The organism is Candidatus Neomarinimicrobiota bacterium, assembly GCA_018651745.1.
Taxonomy (GTDB): Bacteria; Fidelibacterota; Marinisomatia; order Marinisomatales; family TCS55; genus JAAZYX01.
The window spans coordinates 18,534-38,436 of the sequence record JABIDL010000040.1; the positions used below are offsets into that span (position 1 = coordinate 18,534).

Below are 19,903 nucleotides of genomic sequence, written 5' to 3' on the forward strand. Positions count from 1 at the left end.
ATGACCAAACCAATTTTTTCACCATCGTCTGAATGGTCAGAAAATTCCCATATTAAGAGTCACGATCAATACCGTGAACTTTATGAAAAATCTATAAAAAAACCGGAAGCATTTTGGGCTGATATTGCAAATCGGCTTGAATGGATTCAACCGTGGGATATTGTAAAGGAAGAAGATTTTGTGAATGGAAATATTGCATGGTTTAAGCATGGGAAATTAAACGTCAGTGTAAATTGTTTAGATCGCCATATTCTAGCCGGGAAAGGCGATAGAACTGCCATTATCTGGGAAGGGAATAATCCTGAAGAGGATCAATCCTTTACATTTGATGAATTGCTGACTGAGGTTCAAAAATGTGCAAATGTTTTAAAAGGAACCGGAATCCAAAAGGGCGATAGAGTTTGTCTCTATATGCAAATGGTTCCGCAGTTGGCAATCGCAATGCTCGCCTGTGCTCGGATTGGTGCTGTGCATTCAGTAGTATTTGGAGCATTTAGTGCAGATTCGCTTCGGGATAGAATCAATGATTCAGAATGTAAAGTGTTAATTACGCAGGATACCGGTGTCCGTGGAACAAAACAAAATATCCCGATGAAAACCAACGCAGATAAAGCGGTAGCTCAAACACCATCCATTCAAAATGTCTTGGTGGTAAAACGGACAGGTGAATCAATACACATGGAAGATGGTCGCGATCTTTGGTGGCATGAAAAAATGAATGAGGCAGATTCAGTGTGTGCACCCGAACCAATGGATTCCGAAGATCCACTGTTTATTCTTTATACATCCGGTTCTACCGGAAAGCCCAAAGGTGTTTTGCACACAACGGGAGGCTACCTTGTTTATGCATCGTACACGCACGAAATGGTTTTTGATTATCACCCTGAGGATGTGTATTGGTGCACTGCCGATATCGGATGGATTACGGGACATTCCTACATTGTGTATGGTCCGCTAGCAAATAACGCTACAACACTCATGTTTGAGGGTGTTCCAAATTATCCGGACTTTGGACGGTTTTGGGATGTGGTTGACAAACACAATGTCAATCTTTTTTATACCGCGCCGACTGCCTTACGGGCGCTAATGAAAGAGGGAAATGATCCGGTTACTTCACGAAATCTTTCATCGCTCAGATTATTGGGAACGGTTGGTGAACCCATCAAAGAACCGGAATGGAAATGGTATTTGGATGTGGTCGGAAAAGGAAACTGTCCTATTGTAGATACGTGGTGGCAGACTGAAACCGGAGGAATTCTTATTACTCCGCTGCCGGGGGCAACACCGTTAAAACCCGGATCAGCAGCATTCCCTTTTTTCGGGATTGAACCGGTTCTCATGACAGAAGACGGCAAGGAAATTGAAGGAAACGATGTAGCAGGATTACTTGCCATTAAACATGGTTGGCCGGGAATTTTGCGAACGGTGTATGGAGATCATGATCGTTTTATCGAAACATATTTTTCGCAATTCCCCGGATATTATTTTACAGGAGACGGTGCACGAAGAGATGAGGAAGGATATTACTACATCACCGGACGAGTAGATGATGTGCTGAATGTATCAGGACACCGAATCGGAACGGCGGAAGTTGAAGGCGCAATCGGGAAGGCAGAAGGTGTTGCAGAAGCAGCAGTCGTAGGGTTTCCACATGACATTAAAGGACAAGGTATTTACGCATTCGTAACACCCATGACTGGTGTGAATGGCGATGATGCTTTATCGGATAAAATTCGACAATCTGTGACCATCGATATTGGTCCTCATTCAAAACCGGATAAAATTCAGTTTACTCCGGCGCTTCCCAAAACGCGATCCGGGAAAATTATGCGACGAATCTTAAGAAAAATTGCCGAAGGCGATGTGGATGATCTTGGAGATATTACTACCTTAGCAGATCCGTCCGTTGTCGAAAACTTAGTCAAAGAACGAGTTTAGTTCGTGTCGGGAATGACAAGCATTTTATTTTTTCTCGCAGGACTTCTGCTTGGTGGAGGCATCATTTGGTTTGTTCGCCAAAAAGAAATTGACTCTGCACAGACGGGATTAGATCAGCTCAAGGATGTCTTTGGAAACTTGTCTAAAGAAGCACTTACTGAAAATCAAAAATCCTTTTTTGAATTGGCAGAAAACAAATTTGCGGAATTAATGAAATCTTCTGAAACGCAACTGGATGAAAAAAAGAAACTGATAGATTCCACATTGATGGAAATGGGAAAAAATCTTGATGGCCTTACGAAATCTACATCGGAACTAAAAGGCCAGATGGAAGAATCCAAAAAAGGAATTGATAGTCTGTCTGATACGACTTCACGGTTGCGGCAGATTTTATCGAGTTCTCAGGCTCGTGGGCAGTGGGGCGAAAGAATGGTGGAAGATATTCTTTCTTTTATCGGACTGATAGAAGGGATTAATTACGAAAAACAATCTCAAGAAGGGAAAGATCGCCCGGATTTCAAATTCAATCTACCTGATGGTAAACACATTAACATGGATGTGAAATTTCCGCTGACGCATTATGAGAATTATTTGGCTACCGATGTTGAATCTGAAAGGGATGATGAAAAGAAAGCATTCCTGAAAGATGTTCGAAATCATGTAAAGGAAATTTCCGGAAGGTCCTACATTGATCCGAACGCCGGGACTGTGGATTATGTGCTGATGTTCATTCCAAATGAAAGTATTTATTCATTTCTGAATCAGGAAGATGGCGAATTAATTGATTTCTCTTTGGGTAAGAAAATTCTGCTTTGTTCGCCGGTTACTTTATACGCATTTCTATCCCTGATTCGTCAGGCAGTTTCAAATTTCCATATGGAACAGCGGGCTGGAGAAATGCAAAAATTGGTCAATACATTTCGGGATCAATGGGGGAAATTTGCCGATCAGGTTTCAAAGCTAGGAAAAACACTTGGAACCCTTTCCAATCACTATGATGAATTAAGTGGTCCGCGTCTTCGTGCATTGGAAAAACCGATGGAAAAAATTGAAGACCTTCAAATCGGACTGACCGATGAATCAGCATTGAAGGAACTCCCGGAGGAGGAAGAATGAAACTAATCTGTCATTCTGATTCCGTACACGAAGTGCCGGGAGAAGAATCTCAAATTCTTGATGTGGCTGCATTGAATGATTGAAAATTTTACCCTTTCCAAACACCGAGGTCTCAAAATTTCATTCCTAACGATCTTGATATTCACATTTGCTTGCGTAGGACCCGCAGAGCCCGAGGGAGGGTTGGTAGATGACATTCCATTTATTATCAATACAGAATCCACTTTTTCATTCATCCTCAAAGGAAATAAATATTCCTTTGAAGAATCTTATGATTTAGCACTTTCTACTGACTCTTCGGATGTTATTTTTACCACAGTTTCCATCACAGAATGGTCAGGAAGTGATACGGTTTGGGCAACTATTTTAACCGCTTCAGATACGGTGGTTACTCCTTATACATTTACAGCAAATACATCTTTTGTAACAAATCAGGCAGTTACGGATTCGACGATTCCGAAAAAAATTGTGCTAGTCGGGAATTTATTTAAAGGAATTTTTGAATTTGTAATGGCAAAAAACTGATAGTCTTATTTGCTTTATTTTGATTCCCCTTTTAGTTTCCCCTTATTATGGGATTTCAAATTCTGACTCTCGTCTTTATTAGAAAAGCGTCATGAGTTCTCGCAGACGGTTCGGAACATTCGAAGGCGTATTTACGCCGACCATTCTCACTATCCTCGGCGTCATTATGTATTTGCGCCTTGGATGGGTTGTGGGGAATGCCGGTTTCGGCGGTGCTTTGATTATTATTCTGCTGGCTAAGGTTGTGACGGTTACCACAGGACTTGCCATTGCTTCTATGAGTTCCAATATCAAAATTGGCGATGGTGGAAGTTATGCAATCATTTCGCGATCGCTCGGGATTGAAATTGGCGGTGCGGTTGGGTTGCCACTTTATCTTTCTCAAGCGCTTGGCGCTGCTATGTATATCGTCGGGTTTACTGAAGGCTGGATCGCCATTTTCCCGAATCACGATCCGCTGATAGTCTCATCTCTAGTGCTTGCTTTATTGATTACAACATCGCTGATTTCAGCAAGAATCGCGATGAGACTTCAATATGGAATTATGTTTCTGATTGGCTTTTCGTTGGTTTCACTATTTGCCGGAAATGAAGGAATAGTAGAACCTGTTCTTTTGTGGGGTGGATTCGAAAATGCACCTTTCTGGGCTGTATTTGCGATATTTTTTCCGGCTGTTACAGGCATCGAAGCCGGTGCGGCAATGTCGGGAGAACTTAAAGATCCGAAAACAAGTCTTCGAAATGGAATCTTGTCTTCTATTGCAATTTCATTTGTGGTATATGTCGGCATTGCGTATTGGCTGAGTGCAACAGTGGACAGCGAAATACTTCGTTCCAATTATATGGTGATGCTGGATATTTCAAAATGGCGATGGGTGATTTTGGGCGCTATTCTTGGGGCAACTTTATCTTCGGCTCTTGGCGCTGTTGTCGGCGGTCCTAGAACTCTGCTGGCGTTGGGGCAGAATAAAGTCGTTCCGCTGGGGAAATATTTTGCGCAGCGCAGTAAAAACGGTGAACCGCAGATTGCCATTTTGTTTACCGGACTCATTGTGGAAGTTGCGTTGATTTTTGGCGATTTGAATACGATTGCACCTCTTTTAACGATGTTTTTCCTGATAACTTATGGGACGATCAATATGGCGGTTCTTGTTGAGAAACAAACCGGAATTTCCTCATATCGACCAAGTTTTGATATTCATATTATTATTCCTTTCATCGGGACGGTGTGGTGCGCGATTGCCATGTTCCTCATTAATCCGGTGTTTGCGGTGGTATCTATTTTTATCATTTTCCTCGTATTTGCCTGGCAGGTGCGGTTAGGGCATCAAGCTCCGTGGGGAGATGTCCGACAGGGATTTTTCACTGCTGTGGCAGAATGGGCAATTCGAATGGGCTACCACGTCCCCAAAAGCGCTAAAAGCTGGAAGCCAAATCTCATGATTCCCGTTGAGAATCCGGAGCAATGGGAATCTCGTTTGAACCTTGTTCGAGATATCACATATCCGCGCGGAAGTGCAAGGCTTTTCAGTGTCCGCGTTTTACAGCAATCCGTTACTGAACAAGTTAAAATTTGGGTTGGACATTATTTCAAACGGAATGATGTGGGCGTTCAGCAATCGTCCGAAGATCTTGAAGCGGCTCTTACATCTGTTTCGAAACCAATGCGTGATGATGGGATTTTGATCGTGGAAACCGTAATCGAAGCAAACGAATTCCTAGAAGGAATTTCCATCGCAACCCAATCGCTGAGGGGTATGCCGCTTCCTCCCAATATAATGTTTTTAAGTATGAGCGATGAACCCGGGAAAAATGAGCGGCTGGAGGCACTGATGTCCATTGCCTCGCGGGAAGGCATGGGAATTGTCGTAGCCAAAATGCACTCAGAAAAAGGGCTCGGCAAAAAGCAAAAAATTAATCTTTGGTTGGGGACGAAGAGCCCGAATAGGAATTTATCCGTCCTTACCGCACTTCAGCTTGAGCGGAACTGGAAAGGGTTTTTGAATTTGGTCCACACGGCTGAGGATGTGGAAAAAGTTCAGCGTGCCAAAAAGCGTTTGAACGCAATTGCGTCTGTGGGACGCCTTCCGCTGGACACAAGCATTACGGTGAATGTCGGCACATTTTTTGACCAAATTCCTACCGGAAGCGAAGCTGACATTAATATTTTTGGAATTCCCGAAGTGCTTGATTTAAACACCATGCGCCGCGCTGCCGAGTTAGCCGACACGACCAGCCTGTTCATCCGCGAAAGCGGGGAAGAGAGTTTGGTGGCTTGAATTATTCCTCCCACGCCGGGCAGAGGAAATCTTTATAATCGCAGTATTGGCAGGTGAAGTCGCTTTTTTTCGTACCGAATGATCCCGCCCGAATTCCACTAGCAACATCCCGAATTTTTACTCTACTCTCTTCCAATTCCTCTTCAGAAAATGTGTGCGAAGATAGCGGATCTTCGCCGTGGCGTAAAAAGTGAAGACTTGCCTTTCCGGGCGTTCCGTTAATATCGGATACTGCATCGTTTAGAATCGCTTCTGTGTACAGCGCCATCTGAAGATTCTTTTCTGCTTTTTCTTTCTTTCGGCTGGTTTTGTAATCCACAATAGCAAGTCCATCGTCTTCTTCATCAATCCTATCAATTTTGCCGGAAATCTTTACATTGATGTCTGGCATTGTATAGGAAAATGCCTTTTCCCGCCCAACAACGTTTGGCGGATTTTCCTGCACAAATCGAAAATATTCGGTCAGAATTTCTTCGCCTTGTTTTTTGAATTCCTCGCCTCGCTGGCGGTATTCAAAAGAATCTTCCCGCCAGTGTTTTTCGAGCAGTCCAAACAGCGCGTCCTTGGTTTGGTTTTCGGAATCGAGTCCGTGAAACTCTTCTAAAATGGTATGCATGATGGATCCGAATTCACCGGTAGCGCGGGTTTTCCGCTCGGGAACTTTATCAATATATTTGAGCCTGTATTTCAGCGGACAGGAATCGTATGTACCAATTTTGGTGGAGGAAAGGTGAAGCAAGGAAAACAATTCCGAAGGTTCGCCGGATGCATCCGCTTCTGGTTCAGTGCCTTGTTCCATTTCGTTCAGGATTTTCCGAGCATTTTCCATTTGGTTCGCGGCAATTTCGCGATTTAGATCGGCCAAAAGTTTCTGGCGCTGTTCGCTGAGTGACACAGTTTTTTCTTCATATTCTTGCATGGTTTCAATCTCCATGGGTTGGGGGTTAATATCTGCTAATTCTTTGGTAAACATGGACTGTCTTTTTATCGGGCCAAACATAAATAAATTTCTTTCCGCTCGAGTGATTCCAACATAAAACACGCGCCGTTCTTCCCGCTCATGTAGCGATCGAAATGTGGTGTCTGCATCTTGTTCCCACGCCATCCAAGAGCTTGGAAGCCGGTCGATGGTGGGATGTTTTTTCAAGCTCGAAGGAAAACTTCCGCTGTATAAAAACGGCATCATCACCACGGGAAACTGCAGTCCTTTGCTCTGGTGGATGGTCATCACCTGCACTGCAATGTTTCCGCTTTCGATTTTCGGCTGGGCGGCGTTTTGATTCGAAGCAAGCGCCATCACGTCCATAAATTCCAGCCAATCGTTCAACCTCGCTTCGGGATCTTTATTTACGAACTGCTCTGCAAGATTTAGGATTTCGCCTGAATTGGCAAGGTTGAGCCTCTGCGAATATCTGTATTGTGTCCGGATAGCAGTCACTAATGGCGATGTTTTCAGAATAGTCAGAATTTCCCAGACCATTTCGTCTGCTTTCAGCTTTTTCCCGAGAGAATCCTGAAGCGCACCTATAGAATCCAATACGCCGGCAATATCAACTGATTCGGTTCGCATTGCTTCCAATTTATCAAGTTTTTGCTCAAGGGTTGTTCTGTTAGCCGATTGAAAAAACGCGGTAGTCCAATCTTCGCCGAGACGTTCCCTTAGAATCCGAAATAAAGCAATATCCGCCTGATCATCCTGTACAATAAGGTGTCCCCACGCCAGCACGTTTTTGACAATAGGAACGTCAAAGAATTTTTCAATGTGAATGTCCACGGGAATGGCGGATTTCTGCATTGCGTCGGCTGCCGAAATTACATTTCCCCAACCACGGCAAATAACTGCGATATCCCCATAAAGTGCCATACCGTTATTAATGAGCGAATGAATCAGCTCGGGTAATCGTTCGAGTGTTTCCTTTTTATTTGCTTGAATCCAAAGCGGTTTCGGTCCGGATTTAGGATCGTCGGGAAGACATTTTAACAATTTGGGTGTTCTGTCAGGATTTTGGCTGATGGTTGCATTGGCAAGATCGAGAATTTCTTGGGTGGACCGGCGATTTTCCACGAGTGGGATTTCGGCATAATTTGAATGAGACTCGTAGCGATTTCTAAAATCTGCGATATTATAATAATTCGCCCCGCGGAATGAGTAGATGCATTGATCTTCATCGCCGACAACCGTAATGCTGGGATCTTTTTCAGCGATGAGATTTACAATTTTATTCAGGGCATAATTGTTGTCTTGATATTCGTCAATAAAAATGTGCCGAAATTCTTCCCGGACTTGTGTAAGAATAGCTTCATCATTTTTTAGAACTTCATAACAACCGAGGATCATATCGCCAAAATCCAGCGCATTTTGATCTGCTTTTGCTTTTTGGAAAAATGCGTACGCATTCACCAAATCCTGAAGCTGAAATGTAGCATCTTCAAATCGCGTGGCATCAGGATGAATGCCCGGAAAATTTTCTTCAAACCATGCTGGCGAATTTTCCATATTTTGCAATTTAGATTTCAATTCAGCAGGTGAAAGCAGTTCATCGCTAAGGCGCCCGAAAAAAGGAATAAAGGATTCACGAATAGCTTTCACAGGATTTTCGGAAAAAACACGAGACGTGATAAAATCCATATCATCAAAATGATTGATGAGAAAATAAAGTATATCGCTTTCCTGCCAGAGCACATCATCCATTCTGTTTTCCGGACCAAAGCGTCGCATGATGGAATGACAAAAACTGTGAAAGGTGCCAACAAAAATAGCATCCGATTCATCACCGAGAATTTCACGAATGGTGTGTTTGGCTTCTGCAGTCGCCTTTTCGGTAAAGGTTAGCAAAAGCACATGATTTGCTTCTATTGATTTGGATACAACAAGGTGGCGAATTCGATGCAGAAGTGTGGATGTTTTTCCCGTTCCGGCGCCTGCGAGAATCATCAGCGGTGCAGGCGGATGGGTGATGGCCTTGTTCTGTCCGGCGGTTGCAATAAAGGATTCGAATTGGTAAATCATAAAAGAAGTTAAGGAATGAATTAACTTTGCGGAAGTTTAGAACTTCCGCGAATTTGAAGATAGATTTAACTTTTCTACAAAGCTCAACGTCTAAATTCGCAAAATGTTAGAAAAACAAAAATCCGATAACAACTTTAAAGGCTGTATTATTTCTGTGAAAACAGTTTAACCTTTTGCAAACTCCAAGGTCTAAATCGGCAACCATGAATGAAAACAGACAAAACCGATATCGAACTAATTCAAGAATTCCAAGATGGGAACGAGGAATCGTTTAATGCACTTGTTGAAAGACACCTATCAAATACTTACGGATTTTTCGTTAAAATCTGTCAAAACGAAATGGATGCAGAAGATCTTGCACAGGATGTTTTCCTCAAAATGCACCGCGCACTCAAAAAGTTCCGGTTTGAGTCAGCTTTTACAACCTATCTCTTTCGTGCAAATAGAAACATGGCCAATTCCTACATCAGGAATAAATGGTGGCGCGGGCTTCTTAATCTTGAGGACACACCGGAAAAGGGCGAATGGGACACATCGCACGAAACGGACTGGCGAAAACAAGAACTTTGGAATGCAGTTGCAAAACTTCCTAAACTTCAGCGGAATGTGGTTATGATGCGGATTGCTCAAGAATTGCCATTCAAAGAAATTTCCGCTATCTTGAATACAACAGAAAGTTCGGCGAAAACCAGCTATCATTATGCGGTAAAAACATTAAAAATTTGGTTAGAAAATGAATGATTTTGAAACAAAACTGAAACAGGCCATGCAGACAGAAAACTCTGTTCCCGATGCAGATGCGTTTATCAGTGATTTGCATTCAGAACGGAAAAATCGACAGTCTGCCCGAAGGCAGTTTTATAACGGAATTGTCGCCGGGATGCTCATCCTATCATTTGGTTTGTTCACAGTTTCTCAACTTGGAACCAATCCGGCAGAATTAATTGTGTATGACTCCTTTGAAATCATGAGCGAAGAGGATCGGATCGAAGAAGAATTTCTTAGAGAAATGGCAGTGTATTATTTAGAAGAATCAGATGATATTTGGGATACTTATGCCTTATTAAATGATTCAGAATTATTTAACGAAAAATGGGAGAATCAATAATGAAGATAATGAAACTATTGGTATTGTCCTTATGTGTAGTGTCATTAGGAATTGCACAAGATGATCACCAATCAAAAAAACAAGAAAAAATGGAAATGATGGCCGTATGGAAGTTAACAGACCATTTGGATTTAACTAGCAAACAGGCAGAAACATTTTTTCCTCGGTTCAACGAACAAGATGCGACGAAAAAGAACATTCGCGAACAACAGGTAGCGATTTATAAACAGCTGAAAGAAAAAGATAAAATATCACAGTCAGATGTTGATGCCGCTATGAAACAATTGGTTGGGCTTGAAAAACAGATGTTAGAAGCAAGACAATCTTTTGTTAAAGGAATGAAAGATATTCTTTCCCCCGAGCAGCAACTCAAGCTTCTCACATTTCGGGGCGAGTTTATGAAAGAAATGAAAGGTCACTTGAAAGATCAAAAAGGTCGCGGAAAGAAACGTGGAATGAAACGCGGAATGAATCAAGGACGTGACAGAAGATATTAATCACAATAAGGAGTCAAAAATGAAACGGTTTACAATTACACTTTTAAGTTTGGGCATGTTCATCGTAGGGTGTGACCAATTTGGAAACAATGAAACTGGTTCTTCCACTGAGGAGGAATTGCTTGCCTTAATCAATGCTGACGAAGCGTTTACGTTTGATGGTCTTGATGACGAAGGCGATGAAGAAGGTGATTATACGGAAGGAATTGAAGTAGATGCTGGCTTTCGCATGATGGGCGATACCCTTTTACCGGGTGATAATGTTAAGCTTCGTTTTGGGAGAAAGATTGATAGGGAAGCAAGTACACGGGATGTGACTTTTGAAGTTAATGGCGACACTGCTGTTGGAACCGTCGCGTTGTCACTTGTTGGAACCTTTTATGTCAAATCCATTGAATGGGGTGAAGACAGCACGACATCTTCCGGATATTCCATTACAAATATTGACACCTTCAGCAAGGATTTTACAAGTGAGTTCAATCGTAAAGTTCGCTTTATCCAAGTTGCTGATGCCAATAATCCCGATGGTTACCACTGGAAAATTGATGCACTCACGATGGGAATGGGAAGCAGCGGAACCAAACTAAGTATCACCAATATCGCATTTTACAACAATGCAGATTCCACCGGTGAAGCTGTTTTATCTTATGCAGCTGATACTGCTGGCGATATTTATTTTAGTAGGGATTCTCTTCCATCGTTTACCTACAATTGGGGGTCTCAAACGACCTACCGAGTAGAGGTCACCGTATCGAATGCGGATCCAATTCTAATCTTAAACGATCAGGATAGCGGAGAAAAGGTTTCAATGCATTATGGTGTTTCACGCCGGTTTAAAGCTCGACGAGGAATGAGCGACGCTGGAACATTCGGCGATGTAACAGCAAGTGACAATGTGTTTACACGCTTATGGAGACCTCATCGGATACGATTTGGTTCACATTCCATGATTGCGAGAATGTTTTTTAGCGCTGTTGACAACAATACATTGTTTGTGAGCGATGGTGGCTATAATACATCAATTTGGACGTTTCCTTATCAAGTAACATCCAACTGATTTCTAACTTAAGGTTTGTTAAAATGCCGGGTGGATTAATTCATCCGGCATTTTTTTTATTTCCTCGTTTTATTATATAGGTTGAACTCTCTAATTTCTAGCCTTGTATATAGTAAAAATGCCGATAAAACCTGCCAAATTATTTATCCCCGGTCCTGTAGATGTTGCGCCGGAAATCCTTGAAGCAATGACCCAGCCGATGATGGGTCATCGTGCACCTGAATTTTCTGTTTTATATAAAGATGTAACAGACGGAATCCGTCGGCTCATGAAAACTGATAATTCAGTTTATCTTAGTACCAGTTCCGCCACCGGATTGTGGGAAGCAACCGTGAGAAATGTTGCACCAAAGCGGACACTCTGCTGTGTAAACGGCGCCTTTTCTTCCCGTTGGCATAAAACTGTGATAGATAATGGATTTGAAGCAGACGTCCTTGAAGTGGAATGGGGAAAAGCTATTACAGCAGATTTGGTTTCCGAAGCAATCAAAAAAAACACATACGATCTCATTACCTTCGTTCATAATGAAACATCCACCGGAGTGGCAAGCCCATTAAAAGAAGTGGGCGAGGTGCTAAAAAAATATCCCGAAACAGTATTTGCAGTAGATGCAGTCAGCTCCATGATGGGTATGGAAATTAGTATTGAAGATTGGGGAATAGACATTTGTCTTGCTTCTGTTCAAAAATGCTGGGCGCTTCCTCCAGGGTTTTCGATTTGCATAGTATCCAAAAAAGTTTTGAATAAATCGGCTGAAACAAAAAATAAGGGTTATTATTTTGATTTTATGGAATGGGAAAAATCTAATTTGAAAAACCAAACCGTTGTTACACCATCCATAGCTCATATGTATGGATTGCAGGCACAAATCAAACGTATTGAAACCGAGGGGCTTGAAACTAGAATTGATCGATATGCTTCTCTTGCAGAAATGACACGAAATTGGGTTGAAGAAAAAGGTCAATCAATGTTCAGCGAAAAGGGATATTATTCTGATACAGTTTCGTGCATGATAAATAATCAAGGTTGGGATTTAACAAAATTGTCTGACGATTTATTCGATCGGGGTTTCCGTTTTTCAAATGGATATGGAAAACTCAAAGGTACAGCATTCCGTATTCCACATATGGGTGAAACAAATTCAGAAACTTTGTCAAATTATCTGTATGAAATCGATTTATTGACCTAAATTATCACTCTCAATAAACACATTTAGACACCCATATCTTAATATGATTACCATATCTGTCCTCAAAGAAACAGCTGAACACGAAAATAGGGTCGCCCTAGTTCCAGAAAGTGTTGCGCGTCTTATTAAAAATGATTTTCGAATTCTTGTGCAAGATGGCGCAGGATTAACAGCGGGGTTTCGCACCAGCGAATATGAGAAGGCAGGTGCAGAAATTGTAACCGATTACGATACATTGCTTAGCGAAGGACAGGTGTTTTTAAAGGTGCAATGTGTTTGTCTTCAAGATGGAATGATGAAAATTGTGGACCCTTTTCATGAGAATTCTGTTATAATAGGTTTTTTCAATCCATTTAAAAATATCCAAAATGTAGATGAGCTTGCCAAAAAAATGGTAACGACTTTTTCAATGGAACTTGTACCTAGAATTTCCCGTGCACAAAAAATGGATGCTCTTAGTGCGATGAGTTCAGCTGCCGGTTACAAAGCGGTGGTACTCGCGGCAAGTTCACTCAATAAGTTTTTTCCAATGATGATGACAGCCGCAGGAACTATTTCACCAGCCAAAGTATTGGTCATCGGCGCCGGTGTAGCCGGGTTGCAAGCGATTGCTACTGCAAAAAGACTTGGCGCAAAAGTAAAAGCATTTGATACGCGCCCTATTGTTCAGGAACAGGTGGAAAGTCTTGGCGCGGAATTTGTGTCTTTAGATGCATCAGAAGAAGCTGAAACAGCAGGTGGATATGCAGAAGAATTATCCGATGATTATTATCGCCATGAACAAATCGTGATTGGCGAGCAGATTTCTGATACGGATGTTGTTATTACGACTGCACAAATTTTTGGGAAACGTGCACCGTTACTTATTACAGAAGAAATGGTGAAATCTATGCGGTATGGTTCTGCCATTGTGGATTTGGCAGCAGAGCAAGGCGGGAATTGCGAATTGACCATCGCCGGAAAATCAGTAGAACGATATGGTGTCACAATCCATGGAAGTACAGATTTGCCCGGCACCCTTTCGTATCATAGTAGCGAAATGTTTAGCAGAAATGTAACCGCCCTTTTGATGGAAATGGTTAAGGATGGAGAAGTGAATATAGATTTGGAAGATGAGGTTATAGCAGGAACTATTTTGACACAAAATGGAAAAATTCTCAACGAACATGTAATTAATTTATTGCAACGTGCAGAGGAAAATAAATGAGCGGCCAACTTTTAGTAGAAATTTATGTATTAGTTCTGGCAGTATTTGTCGGCTTTGAGGTTATTGCTAAAGTGCCACCAACTCTGCACACTCCTTTAATGTCCGGCTCAAATGCCATATCTGGAATTACCATTGTCGGTGCTCTGATTGCCGCCGGTTCTGGAGGATCTCAAATCACGACTGTTCTGGGTACTATCGCAATTATATGTGCTACAATTAATGTTGTAGGCGGATTTATGGTAACCCAAAGAATGTTGAAAATGTTTAAACGATAAGATGCTTGAATCCGTCATTATACCCTTAATTTATCTGGCATCCGCTGTGTCCTTTATACTTGGACTTAAGCAACTTTCACATCCACGCACAGCACCCAAAGGAAACTCAACTGCAGCCGTTGGGATGTTGCTTGCAATTATCGGAACGTTGTTCAAAACAGAAGTAATAGATTTTCAATTCATCATTATTGGGCTTGTGGTTGGATCCGCCATTGGTGTTTTTGCGGCAAAACGTGTGGAAATGACATCAATGCCTCAGCTCGTTGCATTGTTTAACGGCTTTGGCGGATTATCTTCATTGCTTGTGGCAACTTCGGAAGTGTATTCAGGGAATCAACTTGGGACGTTTACCTTATCAACTGTTTCCCTTAGTATTTTAATTGGATCCATAACATTTTCCGGGAGTTTGGTTGCTTTTGCTAAACTCCAGGGAATAATGCGAGGTATGCCGCTCGTCTTTAAGGGTGCTCGAATTTTTAACGGATTATTAATTCTTTTGGTGATTTTACTGACTGTTTATACTGTTATGAATCCAAGTGAGTTGTTTACGTATATCTTATGGATTATTGCTTTATCACTGATATCGGGATATTATTTTGTGGTACCAATTGGTGGAGCGGATATGCCTGTAGTAATCTCACTACTCAATTCATTCTCCGGGATTGCTGCAGCTTCCACTGGGTTTGTAATTGCGAATGATGCACTAATAATCAGCGGAGCCTTGGTTGGGGCAAGTGGAATTATATTGACAAACATAATGTGTAAAGGTATGAACCGAACACTTTGGAATGTGCTTTTTATAGGAATTGAAAGTTCATCCGCTTCTGAAGTGGCAACTGGTCCACAAAAATCTGCAAAATCTTATGAACCGGAAGATACTGTTGTGATCTTTGAAAATGCAAAGCAAGTGGTGATTGTGCCGGGATACGGGATGGCGGTCGCGCAAGCCCAGCATGTTGTGCACGAATTCCAGAAAACTCTAGAAGCGAAAGGTGTTACCGTAAAATACGCAGTTCACCCTGTAGCCGGACGAATGCCGGGGCATATGAATGTATTGTTAGCAGAAGCGAACGTGTCCTATGACAATCTCTACGACCTTGATGCAATTAACCCAGAATTTGAAGAAACAGATATTGCTCTTGTCATCGGCGCAAACGATGTTGTAAACCCTGCCGCACGGCACGATACTGCCAGCCCGATTTTTGGTATGCCTATTTTGGATGTGGATAAGGCGCAAACAGTTTTCGTTTTAAAACGTAGTATGAACCCGGGATACGCCGGAATCGAGAATGAACTATTTTTTAACGACAATACCATTATGATTTTTGGTGATGCCAAAGAGACAGTTGGTCGCTTGACTGCAGAACTCCGTTAACGAAAAAAGAATTCCAAAATTTTTAAAAGCCTCCGCAATACGGGGGCTTTTTTATTTTAAATATGATGGAGTCTTTTGGTCGAATTTTTACTGTGAATTAGGTAGTTTTAGGTTCATGAACTTCCGCTACTACATCTCATTTGCCATACTTGTGGTCCTTGCGCTTTCAGCCTGTGCCCCAATTCCTGTTGTTAAAGAGAAATATGCTTCATCGGGGCAAAAGAAAAAAATTCTCATGATTAAAAAAGGAAGCGACTCTTCTGCAGTAGTGAAAGAAATTGAATATTATGAAAATGGACAGGTTTCACTCGAAGTGGAAAGGAAGGGAATCAAACGAGACGGGAAGTACCTTGAGTTTTATCCGGATGGTATAGATCGCATTGTAGGGAAATATGCAGACCACATGATGCATGGGAAATGGCAATATTATTCGAAGAATGGCAGGTTGGATTCTGTAAGGACATATAAAAATGGTTTGCTTCATGGACAATGGCAAAATTATAACAACGGACTTCTGATAACGCAGAAATCCTATAAAAAACATAAACGAGATGGGAAATACCTTGAGTTTTATCCGGATGGGAATGATTATTTCATCGGAAAATATTCAGACAATTTGAGGGTTGGGAAGTGGAAATTCTTTTCTAAAAAAGGTGACATAGATTCAATAAGAACGTATCAGAATGATATGCTTGATGGGAAATGGAAAAATTACGAAAATGGTATTTTGATTGAGCAGAAATCCTATAAAAAATATCGGTTAGATGGTAAATATTTTGATTACTATCAAGACGGATCGAAAAAAACCAAAGGTCAATACATAAATAATGTACCCGATGGTAAATGGATGTGGTGGCATAATGATGGAAGTAAACTCAGGCTCGTATCCTATGAACAAGGAATTAAATCGGGAAAAGCTTCGATATGGAGAATCGACGGATTGCTGTCATTTTCTGGTGAATATTATATGGATAATCGGCAGGGAGAATGGAAATGGTACGGTGAAAAAAAGAAAGTTGATTCGCTGGTAACATATCAAGATGACATTCCACATGGTCCCATCAAAAAATGGTATAAAAATGGTATTCTTGCAATGGAAGGTCAATTTACAAATGGTCTTGCAGATGGAACGTGGAAATGGTATTCAAAATCAAGATTGGATGATGGGATTGCGAATATATTCTCTAAAAAAGGATTACTAGATTCGTTAAAAACATTCTCAAATGGCACTCTAAACGGTCCATATAAAGTGTATCATTCCAACGGGAATCTAGCATTGAGTCAGAATTACGTTCAGGCAACATTAGAAGGATTGATGCAGTCTTATTACTTATCTGGCGAAAAGGAATCTATTTGGACCTATGATCGCGGAGCACGAACCGGTCCGTATATTATGTGGAGACCCAGCGGAGAAATGGAAGAAGAAGGGTCATTTTTTCAGGATCAGCCTGAAGGAAATATCCGCCGATGGTATTCTACGGGAATGCCGTCATCCGATGCGGGTTTTTTAGGCGGAACATTGCACGGTGTTTTTAGAGTGTATAGTCCATCCGGCGCATTAATCCGTGAACAGTTCACGCTGAAAGGTATTCCACATTCCCGTTTTGAATATCATGGTAATTCCCGATTAAAATCTATCCACATATTTGATGGTGAAGAAATCGTTATGGAATTCAAATGGAATTCGATGGGTGTAGAAAAAATCCTGGCTAACAATCTTGAAGGGACTTATACCGAAGAAGAACTCTACCCTAATGGAAATGTCCAAAAACAAGTCAGGTATAAAAGAAAGAAAAAACACGGCATTTCCTGGACGTTTGGGCAGGGAAGGGAATTGATATCTTTGGAAATATTTGATCTGGGTAAAAAAGTCATTTCACGGAAATGGGGTACGGAAAAAGAATTATCAAAAGATACACTTTACAAAAAGGGAAAACAGGTATTAGTGATTATTCCGCCGGATAAAGAAGAGGATTAATAAATTAATTTTTTAACGTAATTTTACATTCTTATGAAAGACACACTACTAGGACTTTATGAATTTTGGGGCCCGCCAGCGGTCACAATAGTTATCGGTATTATGGCCGGATGGATTTTCAAACGATTTATTCACAGCCGTATTGAAAAAATTACAACCAAGACTTCATGGAAAGGAGACGACCTAGTTTTCGAATCAATCCAATCCTACATTTTATTCTGGTTCTTTTTGGGTGCGGTTTACATGGCAGTAAACGGGCTCGATGTCAGCGGTGATTATGCTTCTTATTCCAAATATGTTGGTTATATAGCAAAGATCGCTTTAGCACTATTGATTTTATCCATCACCATGTCCATTGCTAAAGTTGTTGTTGGCTTGCTTGATTTATGGTCGAAAAGTAAAGGGTCATCATTTCCTTCAACAGCCATTTTTACAAACTTGGCAAGGATAACAATCATAATGATTGGTGTCTTAATAATTTTACAATCTTTTGGTCTTTCTATTACGCCTATTCTCACTGCTTTTGGAGTGGGTGGTCTTGCAGTTTCGCTAGCATTGAAAGATACATTGTCTGATTTTTTTGCTGGACTTCACATTCTTTTGTCTCAGAAAGTCCGCATTGATGATTTTGTTGAGCTTGATTCAGGTCAAATGGGATATGTAACCAATATCACATGGCGGAATACTTCTCTAAAAGAGCGAACCAATAATTTAATTACAATTCCGAACTCGAAATTATCCAATGCGATTACGAAAAATTATGATGTTATAGATACCAGTTATTCTGTTAAAGTCACCGGTGGGGTAGCGTATGACAGTGATTTAGACCACGTAGAACAGGTGATTATAGAGGTTGCTAATTCAGTTATCAAGGATTTGGATACTGCTAAAAAAGATCATACGCCGGCGGTTCGCTTCCAAGAGTTTGGTGATTCCAGTATTAACTTTACCGTTTATATGCGCGCAGTAAAATACGGCGATCATCATCCCGTCAAACATGAATTTATTAAACGGCTTCATAAAAAGTTTGATGCAGAAGGAATTGAAATTCCTTTCCCCATCCGAACGTTAGTCCACAAAAACTCCCCTGAATGAAAACATGGATCATGGCAGGCGCAGTGCTTGCCGGACTTGCGGTAGTTTTTGGTGCTTTTGGTGCGCATGGCCTTAAATCTAGAGTATCGCCGGAAGATATCATTATTTTCGATACGGGCGTTAAATATCATATGTATCATGCATTAGGTTTGATTTTAATCGGAATCTTGGGTTTTCATTTTCCTGAAAAATCAATGTCCGCTCCTGCTACATTAATGAGTGTAGGAATACTAATCTTTTCCGGAAGTTTGTACATTCTAGTTCTAACCGGATTCCGGTGGCTTGGCGCTATAACTCCCGTTGGAGGGTTGGCATTAATCTCAAGTTGGTTGTTGCTGGCGTATAACTTGTACCGTCTAGGATAATTTATAATCTGGGCGACGTTACAGAATCAATACTTATAATCCACAAATTATTGACGGAGCTATCGGCACCGAATTGATCAATCGTGGAGTTAATCTGCCATTACCTCTCTGGTCTGCAGAAGCAAATTTTACAGATCCAGAAATTGTATTAAGCATACACCAAGATTATATTTCAGCAGGTGCTGATATTATTACAACCAATACATTCCGCACGACTACATACAGTTATCGAAAAGCTGGGTATACTCCAAAACGTGCACAAGAAAGAGCTAAAACCAGTTTAATGAATGCAGTGGATTTGGCAAGAAAAGCGGTGGGAGAAGATATACAAGTTGTTGGTTCAATTACTGCTGTCGATGACTGTTATTCGCCTGAATTATACCCCGGGAAGGGTCCAGTTGAAGATACGTATGGTGAATTGATAGAATGGTTTAGTGAAACTGAAATTGATTTGCTTTTATTTGAAACAATGGGCCATTATGAAGAAATAAAAATTGCTCTTGAAGCGAGCCGAAATATAGAATCAGAATGCTGGTTTAGCTTAATATTAAAGGATGGCGAATATATTCTTGATGAACACTCCTTGGAAGAAACAATCAATCTGATTAAAGAGTTTTCAGTTTCATGTTTAATGCTTAATTGCAATACAATTGAAACAACTCAAAGTGCCCTTGAACTTTTTTTATCCCTTTGGACAGATAAATGGGGTGTTTACTCTAATTTGGGTGTTACTGAATTTGATAATGATTATTTTGATACAATAAATGATTATAACTTTAAAGAGAGTATTTCATTGTATTTAGAGCATAGTCCTTCAGTAATCGGTGCTTGCTGTGGGTCAAATCCAAAACACATTAAAATGATAAAAAATTTGATTAACTAATCAATTA

The 19,903-nt window shown here is 41.0% G+C and carries 17 protein-coding genes; 16 read left to right on the top strand and 1 reads right to left on the bottom strand.

Annotation, left to right across the window (positions count from 1 at the left end):
* The 4 genes from acs to HOD97_07580 all read left to right on the top strand — a co-directional run bounded on the left by acs (position 1) and on the right by HOD97_07580 (position 5,857).
* The gene (gene acs / locus HOD97_07565) at positions 1-1,938 is read left to right on the top strand and encodes an acetate--CoA ligase (protein MBT4281452.1); all 1,938 of its coding nucleotides are present in this window, start codon (positions 1-3) and stop codon (positions 1,936-1,938) included.
* A 12-nt stretch (positions 1,939-1,950) separates the two neighbouring features.
* Positions 1,951-3,054 carry a DNA recombination protein RmuC gene (locus HOD97_07570; protein MBT4281453.1) on the top strand — a complete coding sequence of 368 codons (1,104 nt, stop codon included), beginning with the start codon at positions 1,951-1,953 and terminating at the stop codon, positions 3,052-3,054.
* 75 nt (positions 3,055-3,129) lie between these two features.
* Positions 3,130-3,579, top strand: a complete 450-nt coding sequence (locus HOD97_07575) for a hypothetical protein (GenBank protein ID MBT4281454.1) — start codon at positions 3,130-3,132, stop codon at positions 3,577-3,579.
* Between the two features lie 91 nt (positions 3,580-3,670).
* A complete protein-coding gene (locus HOD97_07580; GenBank protein MBT4281455.1) occupies positions 3,671-5,857 on the top strand; it encodes a Na-K-Cl cotransporter in 2,187 nt (728 codons plus the stop codon).
* Between the two features lies 1 nt (position 5,858).
* Here the strand turns inward: HOD97_07580 and HOD97_07585 are convergent, their stop codons facing one another.
* Entirely contained in the window at positions 5,859-8,867 is a 3,009-nt protein-coding gene (locus HOD97_07585; protein MBT4281456.1) for an ATP-dependent helicase, read from the bottom strand.
* A gap of 207 nt (positions 8,868-9,074) precedes the next feature.
* Between HOD97_07585 and HOD97_07590 the strand changes: the two genes are divergently transcribed.
* The 12 genes from HOD97_07590 to HOD97_07645 all read left to right on the top strand — a co-directional run bounded on the left by HOD97_07590 (position 9,075) and on the right by HOD97_07645 (position 19,896).
* Positions 9,075-9,608 carry a sigma-70 family RNA polymerase sigma factor gene (locus HOD97_07590; protein ID MBT4281457.1) on the top strand — a complete coding sequence of 178 codons (534 nt, stop codon included), beginning with the start codon at positions 9,075-9,077 and terminating at the stop codon, positions 9,606-9,608.
* Positions 9,601-9,975 (top strand): hypothetical protein, encoded by a 375-nt coding sequence (locus HOD97_07595; GenBank protein ID MBT4281458.1) that lies wholly within the window; start codon positions 9,601-9,603, stop codon positions 9,973-9,975. Before HOD97_07590 ends, HOD97_07595 begins: the two co-directional genes overlap by 8 nt.
* The gene (locus tag HOD97_07600; protein MBT4281459.1) at positions 9,975-10,472 is read left to right on the top strand and encodes a hypothetical protein; all 498 of its coding nucleotides are present in this window, start codon (positions 9,975-9,977) and stop codon (positions 10,470-10,472) included. Before HOD97_07595 ends, HOD97_07600 begins: the two co-directional genes overlap by 1 nt.
* Positions 10,473-10,491: 19 nt before the next feature.
* Complete coding sequence (locus HOD97_07605) at positions 10,492-11,529, top strand: hypothetical protein (GenBank protein ID MBT4281460.1); 1,038 nt, start codon at positions 10,492-10,494, stop codon at positions 11,527-11,529.
* 118 nt (positions 11,530-11,647) lie between these two features.
* Entirely contained in the window at positions 11,648-12,718 is a 1,071-nt protein-coding gene (locus tag HOD97_07610) for an alanine--glyoxylate aminotransferase family protein (GenBank protein ID MBT4281461.1), read from the top strand.
* A gap of 46 nt (positions 12,719-12,764) precedes the next feature.
* The gene (locus HOD97_07615; GenBank protein ID MBT4281462.1) at positions 12,765-13,925 is read left to right on the top strand and encodes a Re/Si-specific NAD(P)(+) transhydrogenase subunit alpha; all 1,161 of its coding nucleotides are present in this window, start codon (positions 12,765-12,767) and stop codon (positions 13,923-13,925) included.
* Positions 13,922-14,200, top strand: a complete 279-nt coding sequence (locus HOD97_07620) for an NAD(P) transhydrogenase subunit alpha (GenBank protein MBT4281463.1) — start codon at positions 13,922-13,924, stop codon at positions 14,198-14,200. The genes HOD97_07615 and HOD97_07620 overlap by 4 nt, the downstream gene beginning before the upstream one ends.
* A gap of 1 nt (position 14,201) precedes the next feature.
* Entirely contained in the window at positions 14,202-15,575 is a 1,374-nt protein-coding gene (locus HOD97_07625) for an NAD(P)(+) transhydrogenase (Re/Si-specific) subunit beta (protein MBT4281464.1), read from the top strand.
* A gap of 115 nt (positions 15,576-15,690) precedes the next feature.
* A complete protein-coding gene (locus tag HOD97_07630) occupies positions 15,691-17,553 on the top strand; it encodes a hypothetical protein (GenBank protein ID MBT4281465.1) in 1,863 nt (620 codons plus the stop codon).
* Between the two features lie 33 nt (positions 17,554-17,586).
* Entirely contained in the window at positions 17,587-18,648 is a 1,062-nt protein-coding gene (locus HOD97_07635; GenBank protein ID MBT4281466.1) for a mechanosensitive ion channel family protein, read from the top strand.
* On the top strand, positions 18,645-19,013 hold the full coding sequence (locus tag HOD97_07640; GenBank protein MBT4281467.1) for a DUF423 domain-containing protein: 369 nt from the start codon (positions 18,645-18,647) through the stop codon (positions 19,011-19,013). The genes HOD97_07635 and HOD97_07640 overlap by 4 nt, the downstream gene beginning before the upstream one ends.
* Before the next feature lie 73 nt (positions 19,014-19,086).
* Positions 19,087-19,896, top strand: coding sequence for a homocysteine S-methyltransferase family protein (locus HOD97_07645; protein ID MBT4281468.1), 810 nt, complete (start codon positions 19,087-19,089; stop codon positions 19,894-19,896).
* Positions 19,897-19,903 lie beyond the last annotated feature (7 nt).

Bases quoted from the DNA above. Each gene is read 5' to 3' on its own strand.
- HOD97_07605 (MBT4281460.1), top strand. From the start codon at position 10,492: ATGAAACGGTTTACAATTACACTTTTAAGTTTGGGCATGTTCATCGTA.
- HOD97_07610 (MBT4281461.1), top strand. From the start codon at position 11,648: ATGCCGATAAAACCTGCCAAATTATTTATCCCCGGTCCTGTAGATGTT.
- HOD97_07635 (MBT4281466.1), top strand. From the start codon at position 17,587: ATGAAAGACACACTACTAGGACTTTATGAATTTTGGGGCCCGCCAGCG.
- HOD97_07595 (MBT4281458.1), top strand. From the start codon at position 9,601: ATGAATGATTTTGAAACAAAACTGAAACAGGCCATGCAGACAGAAAAC.
- HOD97_07575 (MBT4281454.1), top strand. From the start codon at position 3,130: ATGATTGAAAATTTTACCCTTTCCAAACACCGAGGTCTCAAAATTTCA.
- HOD97_07570 (MBT4281453.1), top strand. From the start codon at position 1,951: ATGACAAGCATTTTATTTTTTCTCGCAGGACTTCTGCTTGGTGGAGGC.
- HOD97_07580 (MBT4281455.1), top strand. From the start codon at position 3,671: ATGAGTTCTCGCAGACGGTTCGGAACATTCGAAGGCGTATTTACGCCG.
- HOD97_07600 (MBT4281459.1), top strand. From the start codon at position 9,975: ATGAAGATAATGAAACTATTGGTATTGTCCTTATGTGTAGTGTCATTA.
- HOD97_07590 (MBT4281457.1), top strand. From the start codon at position 9,075: ATGAAAACAGACAAAACCGATATCGAACTAATTCAAGAATTCCAAGAT.
- acs (MBT4281452.1), top strand. From the start codon at position 1: ATGACCAAACCAATTTTTTCACCATCGTCTGAATGGTCAGAAAATTCC.
- HOD97_07630 (MBT4281465.1), top strand. From the start codon at position 15,691: ATGAACTTCCGCTACTACATCTCATTTGCCATACTTGTGGTCCTTGCG.
- HOD97_07620 (MBT4281463.1), top strand. From the start codon at position 13,922: ATGAGCGGCCAACTTTTAGTAGAAATTTATGTATTAGTTCTGGCAGTA.
- HOD97_07625 (MBT4281464.1), top strand. From the start codon at position 14,202: ATGCTTGAATCCGTCATTATACCCTTAATTTATCTGGCATCCGCTGTG.
- HOD97_07585 (MBT4281456.1), bottom strand. From the start codon at position 8,867: ATGATTTACCAATTCGAATCCTTTATTGCAACCGCCGGACAGAACAAG.
- HOD97_07640 (MBT4281467.1), top strand. From the start codon at position 18,645: ATGAAAACATGGATCATGGCAGGCGCAGTGCTTGCCGGACTTGCGGTA.